The sequence below is a fragment of the Kitasatospora sp. NPDC004240 genome (assembly GCF_053603215.1).
In genome coordinates this window covers 1-12,014 of sequence record NZ_JBSGFD010000088.1, presented here as the reverse complement: position 1 = coordinate 12,014, position 12,014 = coordinate 1, and the positions used below count along the sequence as shown (strand labels likewise).

Annotated in this window: 9 protein-coding genes, 1 tRNA gene and 1 pseudogene; 4 read left to right on the top strand and 7 right to left on the bottom strand. The window is 74.5% G+C overall.

Features of this window, described 5'->3' with window-relative positions:
* Positions 1–209 precede the first annotated feature (209 nt).
* The 3 genes from ACWEQL_RS23460 to ACWEQL_RS23450 all read right to left on the bottom strand — a co-directional run bounded on the left by ACWEQL_RS23460 (position 210) and on the right by ACWEQL_RS23450 (position 4,152).
* Entirely contained in the window at positions 210–1,739 is a 1,530-nt protein-coding gene (locus ACWEQL_RS23460; RefSeq protein WP_452152252.1) for a penicillin-binding transpeptidase domain-containing protein, read from the bottom strand.
* A gap of 103 nt (positions 1,740–1,842) precedes the next feature.
* Complete coding sequence (locus ACWEQL_RS23455) at positions 1,843–3,375, bottom strand: FtsW/RodA/SpoVE family cell cycle protein (RefSeq protein WP_452152251.1); 1,533 nt, start codon at positions 3,373–3,375, stop codon at positions 1,843–1,845.
* 156 nt (positions 3,376–3,531) lie between these two features.
* Positions 3,532–4,152: a DUF1269 domain-containing protein gene (locus ACWEQL_RS23450; protein ID WP_452152250.1), complete on the bottom strand. Its 621-nt coding sequence runs from the start codon at positions 4,150–4,152 to the stop codon at positions 3,532–3,534.
* A gap of 391 nt (positions 4,153–4,543) precedes the next feature.
* Between ACWEQL_RS23450 and ACWEQL_RS23445 the strand changes: the two genes are divergently transcribed.
* On the top strand, positions 4,544–5,611 hold the full coding sequence (locus ACWEQL_RS23445; protein ID WP_452152249.1) for a M4 family metallopeptidase: 1,068 nt from the start codon (positions 4,544–4,546) through the stop codon (positions 5,609–5,611).
* 182 nt (positions 5,612–5,793) lie between these two features.
* Here ACWEQL_RS23445 and ACWEQL_RS23440 read toward each other — a convergent pair whose 3' ends face one another.
* Positions 5,794–6,474, bottom strand: a complete 681-nt coding sequence (locus ACWEQL_RS23440) for an ABC transporter (RefSeq protein WP_452152248.1) — start codon at positions 6,472–6,474, stop codon at positions 5,794–5,796.
* Positions 6,471–7,442 (bottom strand): ATP-binding cassette domain-containing protein, encoded by a 972-nt coding sequence (locus tag ACWEQL_RS23435; protein ID WP_452152247.1) that lies wholly within the window; start codon positions 7,440–7,442, stop codon positions 6,471–6,473. Before ACWEQL_RS23435 ends, ACWEQL_RS23440 begins: the two co-directional genes overlap by 4 nt.
* 262 nt (positions 7,443–7,704) lie before the next feature.
* Between ACWEQL_RS23435 and ACWEQL_RS23430 the strand changes: the two genes are divergently transcribed.
* From ACWEQL_RS23430 to ACWEQL_RS23420, 3 genes are all read left to right on the top strand, one after another.
* Positions 7,705–9,045, top strand: coding sequence for a VWA domain-containing protein (locus tag ACWEQL_RS23430; RefSeq protein WP_452152246.1), 1,341 nt, complete (start codon positions 7,705–7,707; stop codon positions 9,043–9,045).
* 2 nt (positions 9,046–9,047) lie between these two features.
* Positions 9,048–9,983: a peptidase gene (locus tag ACWEQL_RS23425; protein WP_452152245.1), complete on the top strand. Its 936-nt coding sequence runs from the start codon at positions 9,048–9,050 to the stop codon at positions 9,981–9,983.
* A 238-nt stretch (positions 9,984–10,221) separates the two neighbouring features.
* On the top strand, positions 10,222–10,713 hold the full coding sequence (locus ACWEQL_RS23420) for a universal stress protein (RefSeq protein WP_452152244.1): 492 nt from the start codon (positions 10,222–10,224) through the stop codon (positions 10,711–10,713).
* 726 nt (positions 10,714–11,439) lie between these two features.
* Here the strand turns inward: ACWEQL_RS23420 and ACWEQL_RS23415 are convergent.
* Positions 11,440–11,513, bottom strand: a tRNA-Ala gene (locus tag ACWEQL_RS23415).
* 105 nt (positions 11,514–11,618) lie between these two features.
* Positions 11,619–12,014 (bottom strand): annotated as a pseudogene (locus ACWEQL_RS23410) (hypothetical protein); the annotation flags it as partial.

Genomic DNA, 12,014 nt, shown 5'->3' with positions numbered 1-12,014 from the left:
CAAGGACCAACCGAACAAAGATGGGACAGTACCCCGCGAATGCACCAGTGTCGCAAACGAACAGTCCACGGCCCCGCATTGTACGAATTGTCGTAAAAGCGCGGACGAACCGGACACTTCGCACGCGGCGGATACCATGATCAACAGCTAAGTGGCAGGTCAGCGGGGGTGCGCCGGGCCGGCCTCCGGGTCCGGGCACGGCCCGAGGGTCAGCCGCCGAGGACCGCCTGCATCACCGAGCGGGCGATCGGGGCGGCCAGGCCCCCGCCGGTGACGGTCGCGGCGCCGCTGTCCGCGACCACCACGGCCACCGCCACCGGGGGCACCCCGCCCGAGCCGGCCGGCCTGGCCCAGGAGATGAACCACGCGTACGGCGTGCCCGCGTTGTCCACCCCGTGCTCGGCCGTCCCGGTCTTGCCGCCGACCACCGCACCGTCGATCCGGGCGTTGCGGCCGGTGCCGTTCTCCACCACGTCCGTCATCAGCCGCTGCACCTGCCCGGCCACCGCGGGGCTCATCGCCTCCCGGTACACCTCGGGCTCCGTCCGCCGCACCGTGACGCCGTCGCTCCTGGTCAGACTGTCCACAAGCTGTGGACGCATCACCGTGCCGTTGTTGGCGACGCCCGCCGCGACCATCGCCATCACCAGCGGCGTGGCCGCCGTGTCGTACTGGCCGATGGAGGAGAGCGCGAGCTGCGAGGGGTTCATCTCCGTGTCGAAGTTGGAGCGCGCCGCCCGGACCGGGACGTCCAGCCCGGGGTCGTTGAAGCCGAAGCCCTCGGCCATCGCCACCATCCGCTCCAGCCCGACCTGCACCCCGAGGTAGCCGAGCACCGAGTTGCAGCTGTGCACCATCGCGGTGTCCAGCGGGAGGCCCGGCCTGTTGCAGGCCGTGGAGTCGTTGACCAGCGCCGTGGTGGTGCCCGGCAGCACGTACGGGTACGGGGCGTCGGTGGGGGCGTCGATGTCGGTGACCACCCCGCTCGCCAGCGCGGCGGCCGCGGTGACCACCTTGAACGTCGAGCCGGGCGGGTACGTCTGGCGCAGCGCGCGGTTGAGCATCGGCTGGTCGGGGTCGGTCTGCAGCCGGTTCCACGCCGCCTGGTCCGCGGAGGAGGCACCCGCGAAGGACCCCGGGTCGTACGAGGGCGTGCTGGCCAGCGCCAGGATCCGGCCGGTGGCCGGTTCGATCGCGACCACCGCCCCCTTCTGGTTGCCCAGCCCCTTCACGGCCGCCTGCTGGGCGGCCCGGTCGATGGTGGTGCGGACGTCGCCGCCGGGGTTGCGCCGCCGGGCCACGGCGTCCCACACCGCCACGGTCGCCAGCCGCGGATCCGTCCCGGAGAGCACCCCGTCCTCGGTCCCCTCGATCTGGGTGTTGCCGTACGTCTGCGAGGAGAAGCCGGTGACCGCGGCGTACAGCGGCCCGTCGGTGTAGGTGCGCCGGTAGTCGTAGCGGCCGCCGGTCGGCACCGAACCGGTGACCGTGTCGGCGCCCACCCGGATGGCGCCGCGCGGCTGCGCGTAGCGCTCGATGGTCATCCGCTGGTTGGCCGGGTTCTGGTTCAGCCCCTTGGCCTGGAACACCTGCACCCGGGTGGCCTGCGCGCACAGCACGACGATCAGGAGCAGACAGAAGGTGCCGGCCCGGCGCCCGGTGACGGAGATGCCGGGCAGACCCTGCGGGCCGTTGCCGGACGCCCGGCCACCGGGGGCCGGTGGGGTGCGGCGCCTCATCGCGTCTCCTGGGTGATCGGGCTCCACGACCCTCGCCGCTCAGCCGTGCCTCGCCGGGCCACCGGGTCTCCTGCCGCTCGCCTCTCAGCCGTGCCTCGCCGCTTCACCGGGCCTCCCCTCTCAGCCGTGCCTCGCCGCTCCGCCGGGACTCGCCGCTCCGTCGCGCCTCGCCGCTCCGTCGCGCCTCGCCACGCCACCGGGAGGCGCTCCCCCGGGCCTCCTGGCGGGCCGCGCCCGTGCGCGGGTGGGGCGGTCCGGGCGTGGGGCCGGGCCGGTGGGGCAGCGGGCCGGGGCGGCGGGCGAGGTCACTCATCCGGACCAGCAGGGCCACGATGATCCAGTTGGTGACCACCGAGGAGCCGCCCTGGGCCACGAAGGGGAGCGTCATCCCGGTGAGCGGAATGAGGTCCAGCACGCCTCCCGCCACCACGAACACCTGGAGCCCGACGATCGCCGCCAGCCCGATCGCCAGCAGTCGGCCGAAGGGGTCCCGCAGGGCCAGCCCGGTCCGGAACCCCCGGGAGACCAGCAGCGCGTACAACAGGAACACCGTGATCAGCCCGGTCAGCCCCAGCTCCTCCCCGATGGTGGCCAGGATGAAGTCGGACTTGGCCGCGAAGCCGATCAGCGCGGAGTGCCCGTTGCCCAGCCCCGCCCCCAGCTCCCCGCCCCAGGCGAAGGCGAACAGGGACTGGGCGATCTGGTTGGCCCCCCGGCCCGCCGCGATCGAACCGAGCGGATCCAGCCAGTCGTTCACCCGTCTGTGCACGTGCGGCGAGAACCGGCCGACCGCCACGGCCGCGATCGCCGCCAGGAACAGTCCGATCGCGATCCAGCCGCTCCGGGCCGTGGCCACGTACAGCATGATCACGAACAGGCCGAAGAACAGCAGCGAGGTGCCGAGGTCGGTCTCCAGCACCAGGACGCCGACGAAGGCCGCCCAGATCAGCAGCACCGGCCCGAGCACCCGGCCGCGCGGAAGCCGGAACCGGAGCACCCGGCGGCCGGTCAGCGCGAGCGCGTCCCGGTGGACCGCCAGGTAGGCCGCGAAGAAGATCGCCAGAAGGATCTTGGCGAACTCCCCCGGCTGGAAGGAGAGCGGGCCGATCTTGATCCAGATCCGCGAGCCGTACACCGGCGGGAAGAGGACCGGCAGGACGAGCAGCACCAGCGCCACCAGCGCCCCGAGGTACGCGTAGCGCTGCAGTCGCCTGTGATCGCGCAGCAGCACCACCACCGCGATGAACAGGCCCACCCCGAGGGTCGACCAGAGCAGCTGCGTCGGCGCCGCCCCGCCGCCCGCCGAGGTGGCGCCGGAGGTGGCCCGGTCCAGGCGGTAGATGACGACCAGCCCGATGCCGTTCAGCAGCACGGCGATCGGCAGCAGCAGGGGGTCCGCGTACGGCGCCTTCCAGCGGACCACCACGTGCGCCACCAGTGCGAGCGCTCCCAGTGCCGAGCCGTACTCGGCGGCGTCGGCGGGCACCGTGCCGTCGATGTTGACGCCCACCTCGACGTAGCCGAGGACGGCGATCAGCACCGCGGCCAGCACCAGCGCCAGCTCGGTGTTCCGACGGGTGGGCACCGTCCGGCGCGGCCGCCCGGGGGGCCTCGTCTCGGCGGAGGGTGTCGCCACGGACCGTCCGTCCTGTCGGCTGTGACCTTGGGGGTGGGGAGTGCGCTCGCTCCGGTGTCCGGCGGTGCTGCCCGGACGGCACGGGGCGGACGGGCGCCGGCCCGTCCGCCCCGCGTGAGCGGCTGTCGAATGGCTCGGTGGGCCTGGCGGACCGGGTCAGGCGGACCGGGTCTCGCTCGGCGCCGGAGCCGGGGTCGGGGTCCCGTTCGAGGTCGCGTTCGGGGGCGGGCTCTGGGGCTGGGAAGGGGTCCCGTTCGGGGTCTGGGCCTGGGGCGCGGCCTGGGCATGCGTCCTGGCCGCCTCGACGGTGGCCTTCAGCTCCGCCTCCGCCTCGGCGGACAGCGAGGTCTGGATGATCCGGCCGCCGTAGCGGGCCAGCGCCGGAACGACCTTGTCGGCGGTGGCCCTGCGGACCAGCAGGAACACGGCCGCGCCGCCCGGCTGGAGGTGCTGCCCGACCTCCCGCATGAAGTTGTCGTCCACGCCGATGTCGGTGGAGGCCCCGACGGCGGCACCTGCGGCGCCGCCGACGGCCGCGCCGAGGAAGGGCATGAAGAACAGCAGGCCGATGACACCACCCCACAGCGCGCCCGAGGCCGCGCCCGCGCCCGTGGTGTTGACCTGCTGGTGCAGCTTGATCTTCCCGTCCTCGCGGCGCTCGACGACGACGGCGTCCTCCAGTTCGATCAGCCGCTGCTTCTGCAGTCCGATCGCCTCGTTGCGCACCGCCTGAGCGGTGGCCAGATCCGGGTAGGCGATCGCGAACAGGTTGCTCACGTGCGGGTCCTTCCAACTCGTCGGACGTGCCGTGCCGGCTCCCCCCGCTGCCGAGGGACGGGCCGGCGGGCCCGGGCCCGCCGGCGCGGCGAAACCCTTGCCCCAGTTCGTCACCCTAACGAGAGCTATCCATATTTATTGCTTTTGCACCCGGTGTGTCCTATTTTGGCGGCGCCCGCCGGAGCCGGCCCGGCCGTCGCCGCCGCACCCTGCCCACCTCCTGCCACCCCGTCATTCCGTCCCTTTCGTCCCCGACCCCTCCTTTCTTGGGGAGATTGATACTTGACGACCCCTGGTCAACCGCATCCGGCGTGCGGCAAGATCCCCCGTCGAGCAACGGCAGGTCCCGACCGGACCGCTGCCCGTCTTCCCTGCCCTCACAGGAGGAGCTTTGCCCCGTCCCGCCCGTGGCTCCCGCCGCACCGTCCTCGCCGTCGCCGCCACCGCGGCCCTGGCCGCGACCGTCGGCGCCACCGCCCCCACCGCCGTCGCCGCACCTGGCGGCCCCACCGCCACCACGGCCACCGGCCGGGTCTTCATGGTCAACCCGGTGCAGTCCACCGGCGACCAGGACCTGACCGACTCCAAGGACGCCGACTCCGCCGTCCCGTCCTCGGCCTACGCGACGGTCGCCCTGCGCAACCTGGACGGCAGCGGCTCGCTGACCGGCCGTTGGGCGGTCGTCCGCTCGGAGACCGGTACCCCCGCCCGCTCCACCACCGGTGACTTCCGCTACACCCGCAACGCCGACCAGTTCGAGCAGGTCATGGCGTACTTCTGGGTCAACGAGGCCCAGGAGTACCTGCAGGGCCTCGGCTTCGGCAGCGAGCTGCGCGGCGCCAACGACCGGCCCCAGCAGGTCCGCCTCAACCAGTGGGGCTCGGACAACTCCTTCTTCACCGACAAGAAGGACGAGATCCGCTTCGGCAAGGGCGGCGTGGACGACGCCGAGGACGCCGAGGTGATCGTCCACGAGTACGGCCACGCGGTGCACCAGGCGCAGGTGCCCGGGTTCGGCTCCTCCCCGGAGGCCGGGGCCATCGGCGAGGCCTTCGGCGACTACCTGGCGCTCTCCGTCGGTGCCGCAGCCGACGCCCGCTACGGCTGGCCCCGCAACACCCCCGAGGCCTGCGTCGCCGACTGGGACTCCACCGGCTACTCCAGCACCACCCCGCACTGCCTGCGCCGCCTGGACACCGGCAAGGTGTACGGCGACAAGGTCGGCGAGGTGCACGCGGACGGCGAGATCTGGTCCAACGCGCTGTACGACATCCGCAAGGCGCTCGGTGCCCGCACCGCCGACCGGATCATCATCAACGCGCAGTTCTCGTTCAAGCCCGACACCGGCTTCAGCGACGCCGCCCGGACCACCGTCGCCACCGCGCAGGCCATGTACGGCGACCAGGCCGCGGCCTCGGTGCGCCAGGCCTTCGCCGCCCGGCAGATCCCCGGTCTGTAACGGGTTCGGTTTCCGGGGTGTCCGCCCCGGGTGTCCGGACCCGGGGTGTCCGCCCCGCGAACTCCTCCCGGGTCCGGGCCGGCCGGTCCTCGCACCGGCCGGCCCGGACCCGGGCACGCGGGAAAGTCGAGGCGCGCGGGCGGGCGGCGCGGGAAGAGCGGCGCGCCGCCCGGTCGGGTGGGCTACTCGGACCGCCGTCCCGCGAGCGCCGAGGCCCCCGCCGCCCCCAGGGCCAGCAGGACCACGGTGAGCAGCAGGTCCACCCATGGGTAGGCCACCAGGCCGGTCCGCGAACCGGTGATCAGCCGGCGAACCGCCCGGTTCGCCGGCGAGGCGGAGGTCACCAGCACCATCGTCGACAGCGCCAGCGCCAACGGGATCCCGTACTGCGCGCGGAGCAGGACCGGACGGTTGCACACCGCCCCGACCAGCACGCCCAGCAGCACGCAGACCACCGAGGCCAGCAGCCCCTCCAGCAGCGCGTCACCGACCGGCGGCTGGGGCACCTTGTGGTTGGCGACCTCCCCGCTCATCACCCAGAGCGTCAGCGTCCCGCCGACGGCGAGCACCAGGCCCGCCGTCATCGCGGCCAGCAGCGCCGCCAGTTGCACCCGGAAGGCGCCGGCCGCCGCGACCAGGCAGGCCCGCGAGGCCGCCGGTTCCACCGTCACCGCGCACCGCACGTACCAGGCCGCCACCGGCAGCAGGAGCGCGGAGCCGAACCCAAGGTCTCCGAGCAGGGGGTTCCCACCGGACACCCCGATCGCCAGCAGTAGCGCGTACACCAGGAACGGCGGCAGCCAGCTGTGGGAACGCAGCAGCAGCTCCAGGTGGTAGCGGGTCAGCGCCCCCAACTGCCTCATCGGGCCCCCTCCCCGGACCGGTCGTCCACGGCCGCACCGATGGTCGTAGCCGTGGCCGCACCGATGGTGGTGGCCGTCGTCGTGGCCATGGCCGCCGTGGCCGGGGCGACAACCACGGGTGGGTCCGGCCGTCGTCCCACGGAGAGCACCCGGGCCGGTGGCCGGCCGGCGAGCAGCCGTCGCAGTAGGGCGTCCGAGTGCGCGGCCGCCACCTCCAGCCGTACCGCCGTCCCCGCCAGCGCGGTGCGGGCCGGCGCACCGGGCAGCCGGTCCGGCAGCTCCCCTCCCGGCACGTCCACCTCGATCTCCATCACCGGACCGGCCGGACCCTCGGTGCCGCCTCCCGTGGCGGACGGCTCGCCGGGCCGGAGCCCGCCGTCCGCCCCCACCGCGTACGCACCGGTGACCAGACCGGCCAGGCGGTACGGGTCGTGGTCGACGAACAGCACCGCGCCGCCCGCCCCGGCCCGCTCGGCCGCCGCCTCGTCCAGCGCCGTACGGGCGACCCCGTCGAGCCCGGTCCAGGCCTCGTCCAGCAGCAGCACGTCCGCCTCGGCGAGCAGTGCCTGGGCGACGGCGACCTTCTGGCAGGTGCCCTTGGAGAGCCGGCTCAGCGGCGTACCGGCCCGGTCGGCGATGCCGAAGCGGTCCAGCCAGTCGTCCGCCCGGCGCCGCGCCTCCCCCTCCGGCAGGCCGTGCACCCGGCCCACCCGCAGCAGGTAGGAGCGTGCGTCGAACGGCAGCGCCGGCGGGAAGCGTTCCGGCACGTACGCCGTCCGCGGCGGCCGGTGCACCCGGCCGACCGTCGGCCGTTCGATCCCCGCCACCAGCTTCAGCAGCGTCGACTTGCCACTCCCGTTGGCCCCCTCGATCCGCACCAGCTCGCCCGACCCGACCGTCAGATCCACCTCGTGCAGGATCCAGCGCGTGCCGCGTCCGTAGCGCTTCCCGACCCCGGCCAGCCTCATCCGACCTCCCCGTCCGACCCCGACCCACCCGGGAACCCCGTACCGCCCCCCGCTGGCGGACCGACGGCGGGCGGCACCGCGTCGGATGGCCCGGCGCCCTACCGGCCCTCCGGACCCGAAGCTCCGGGACGGAAGCGTAGTGCGGGCCGGTAGGAGCGGCGTGAAGTCGCGCGCCCGGCGCCCGATCACCCACCGGCGCCCAGTAGTTCGCGCCCGGATCGACCACAGCCGTGCACCGCCCCTCGTTGGCCATGGCGAACTGATGATCCCTAGGATTCGCCGGGTGACTACCGGACGACGACCGAAGGCCAGGCTCGGCAGCCTGCTGGCCGCCCTGGCGATAACAGGGGGCGCGCTGCTCAGCGGCCTGCCCGCCCATGCCGACGAACCATCAGCCGGCGCCGCCGCCGGCAAGGAAGCCCCCCGTGTGGACCTCGTGCTGGACGTCAGCGGCTCCATGCAGGCCACCGACATCCAGGGCAAGAGCCGGATGGCGGTGGCCCAGCAGTCGCTGAACGAGGTGATCGACGCACTGCCCACCGAGACCGAGTTCGGCATCCGCACCCTCGGCGCCAACTACCACGGCGACGACAAGGTGCAGGGCTGCCAGGACACCCGTCAGCTCTTCCCGGTCGGCCGGACCAACAAGGTCGAGGCCAAGACCGCCGTGGCGACCCTGCGCCCCACCGGTTGGACGCCGATCGGCCTCGCGCTGCGCGGCGCCGCCCAGGACCTCGGCAAGGGTGAGACCACCCGCCGGGTGGTGCTGATCACCGACGGCGAGGACTCCTGCGCCCCGCCGGACCCCTGCGACGTGGCCCGCGAGCTCGCCTCCCAGGGCATCCACCTGGTGATCGACACCCTCGGCCTGGCCCACGACGACAAGACCCGCCAGCAACTGCTCTGCATCGCCAACGCCACCGGTGGCACCTACACCGACGTGCGCACGCAGGAGCAGCTCACCGAGAAGGTGAAGCAGCTGGTCGACCGGTCCAGGGACACCTACACCGTCACGCCCACCAAGACCTCGGGCACCGACAAGTGCGAGAGCGCCCCGGTGCTCACCCCCGGTGTCTACAGCGACCGGGAGAAGTTCTCCGAGCACCGGGTCTACCGGGTGCCGGTGAAGGCCGGGCAGGAGCTGCGCGCCTCGGTGAGCGTCTCCGTGGACCGCGCCGTCGCCCGCGACTACGGCGTGCTGCTGCAGGCGACCAGCACCGGCGGCCAGGAACTGGTCCGCGGCACGGACGCCGGCAGCGGGCGCACCGACGTCGTCTCCACCGGCCTGCGCTGGTCGACCGGCGACGATGACGACGACTCCTCGGCCAAGCCGTCGGCCTCGCCGAGCGGCAAGGCGGAGACCACCGTCTGCCTGGTCGTCAGCAACTCGCTCGCCCCGCAGCCGGGCGTGCAGGCCGAGCCGGGCCTGCCGCTGGAGCTGACGGTCGACCTGACCGCAGCCTCCCCCGCCCCGGACGGTCCGGCGATGGGCCTCGGCCGCGGCTGGATCCTGCTGCTCGTGCTCACCCTCGCCGGCCTGGTGACCGGTCTGGTGTTCGGCTGGATCGCGCGCTGGCGGATCGCTGTCTGGCGGGAGAACTGATCATGCGACTGACCGCTTCGAACCCGACGACCCCGACGCAGGGGCCACGCAAGGCCGTGCGGCGGCTGCTGGCACCGCTCGCCGTCGTCCCGCTGGCCCTGGCCCTGCTGCTCACGCTCGCGGCCCCCTCGGCCTCGGCCGCCTCGCCCTCCCCGTCGCCCGGCTCCAGCGGGGCGCCCGCCCCGGTGACCAAGGCCGGGACGTCGTTCCTCACCGCCACCACCCTGGCCCCCGGCCAGGACGCCAAGGTCGCCGCCTCCACCGGTGACTACCTGTACTGGTCGTTCGGCGCGTCGGAGGGCCAGACCCCCTCGGTCGGGCTGACCGTCGCCCTGGCCCCCGCGGCCGACCGGCACGGCCCGCAGACCTGGAGCGTCGAGGTCTTCGACGGCCTCCGGCGCCGCCAGTCCTGCACCGGCGGCACCCAGAACGCCACCGCCGACCAGGGCGCCGGCACGGTCGCGCTCAGCTGCACGCTGCGCGAGGTCCGCTCCTGGGCCGAACCGTGGTCCGGGGACCCCCTGCCGGGCACCTACTACGTCCGGCTCTCCCTGACCGACGCCCCCCAGCAGGACCTCGGCCTCGCCGCCTCCGTCCAGCTCCAGGTGCGCGCCAAGGGCGACGCGGACAACGCCCAGCCCGAGGGCGGCTCGCTCAAGGCCCCGCTGGTCCCGCCGGTCAACGCCGGTGCCGCCGCCGGCGTCAAGGCCGCGACCCCCGAGGAGCCCGAGGAGCACTGGTACACGGGCTGGTTCTCCGGCTGGAACAGCCGCTGGTTCTGGACCCTGGCGGGCGGCGCCCTGGCCGCCCTCGCCGGTGTCGCGGGCTACACCCTGACCCGCCACCCGCGCGGACGCCGTCCGGCGCGCTACGGCAGCGTCCCGCCGCAGGCCGGTGCCCCGCAGTCCGGTCCGTACGCGGGCTCGGGCCAGCAGTAGGCCCCGCCGCAACCCCTCCCGGGGGCCGACCGGAGCGGATCCGGTCGGCCCCCGGGCGCGTTTCCGCCGTTCGACCTCGCCACGCCCCCGCCCGGACGTCCCCACGACGCGACGCCCCCGCCCCTCTATCGCCGCCCCGACGTCCCCACTCGCCCGTACGGCCCTCGGTGCCTCGCCACCGGCCCGCCGCAACTCCCACGGCCTCGCCGTCCCGTGGGGCAGGACCTACGCTCGGATCATGGGCCAGCCCCCGGACGGCAGGATCGTGGTGGGCGTGGACGGCTCCCCGCTGTCCCACGCGGCCGTCCGCTGGGCCGCCAAGCTCGCCGCCGCCTCGGGCGGCCCGCTGGAGGCGGTCACCGTCTGGGATTTCCCCTGCTTGTACGGCGAGCACGGCCTGGTCCTGCCCGCCCTGGACGGCTTCGAGGGCGAGCGCTCCGCCGCCCGCATCCTCGACGAGGCCCTGGCCGCCGCCCTCGGCCCCGCCCGGCCCCCGGCGGACCCACCCGCTCCCCCGCCCTCACCCGCCGCCCCCAGGGCCGTCCTGCGCCACCTCAAGGCCGGCCCGCCCGGCCCCACCCTGGTCGCCGCCGCCGAGGGTGCCGCGGCCCTCGTCCTCGGCAGCCGGGGTCTCGGCGCCCCGCAGGGGGCGGCCCTGGGCACCGTCACCCACTACTGCGTCCACCACGCGCTCTGCACCGTTGTAGTTGTCAAGGATCCGAACGGCTGACCACCGCTCCGCTCCGCGCGCCGACAGCGCCCGCAGCACCGGCTCACGCCGTGGGCCCGTCCCACGACCGATCAGGCGGGTCGTCCATGGCCCGCACCCCCGTTCCCGTCCCTCGATGTCGTCCCCGCCCGGCTCCCCCGGCCGCCCTCCCGCGTCCGCCGGGCCACCCGGCCGAGCGCCCGTCGGGCGCTCCGGCGGCCACTCTGCCCCGCCCCGACCGACCGGATCCAGCCTTCCGCCCCGAAGCCACTCGAACGTGTGAACCGTTCCCGAAGGCCGGAATAGAGGGAACGTCAGAGCGGGTTCGACCTGGCCACGGGCCGGAACGCCCCGGCGGCGCCCGGTCCGCGCCGCCGTCCGCACCGTCACCGGGGCCGTACGGAGCGGCCTCGACCCGACGAAGGAGGTCACCCTTGACCACTCACCGGCGGACGTCGTCCGCCCGCGCTCGCGCCGGTCGCCACCAGGCCCCGGCCCTCGCCCTCGAAAGACCCCTGCGGCGTTGGGGGGAAATCCGGCTGACGGCCGGTCGGCACCGCACCGGGCACCACCCCGGCCACCGCGCCCGCCCGGGGCCCGACCCCCGGAGCTCACGGCCGTGTGAACCGGCTCACACCGGGCCACCGTTGGCCCGGGGCCACCCCTGGCACGCCCCACCGCGGGCGAATCGCCCGCACAACGCAGAAGTCCCGCCCGATCGTGATGATCGGGCGGGACCCTGTTGGGTGGAGCTGAGGGGATTCGAACCCCTGACCCCCTCGATGCGAACGAGGTGCGCTACCGGACTGCGCCACAGCCCCAACGAGAAGAAACTCTAGCACCTTTCGGAGGGGGGTCGTGACCACCGCTCGCGAGGCGGGCCTGGTGGGAGGCGCGGCGCACCCAACGGAGGTGCGCCGCGGGGATCACTCGTTGGCCGCGCGAGGGCGGCCGGCGTAGTCCTCGGAGCCGAGCGGCGGCTCCGCGGCGTACTGGTCGAAGAGAGGAGTGGTGCGGGACTCCACCGGGCGGCCTGCGGTCCAGGTACCGGGCGCGGAGAGGTCCAGCCCCCGGGTGACCCGGGGGGCCACCGGAGCGGTGACGTAGGTGGGAAGCGGCACCGGGACGGGCTCCCAGGAGTCCGGGCCCGCCGCAGCACGCTCACGCATCCCGTCCACCCACTCCTCGTGGTCGGTCGCCTCGACCAGCGCGGAGGCCGCACCCACGCGGTCCGGGGCCGGGCCGCGCGAGGCGGAGGCGTGCGAGGACGGGGCGTGCGGCACCGGGCCGTGCGGGGCCGCGGCACGCGGGGCCGGGGTACG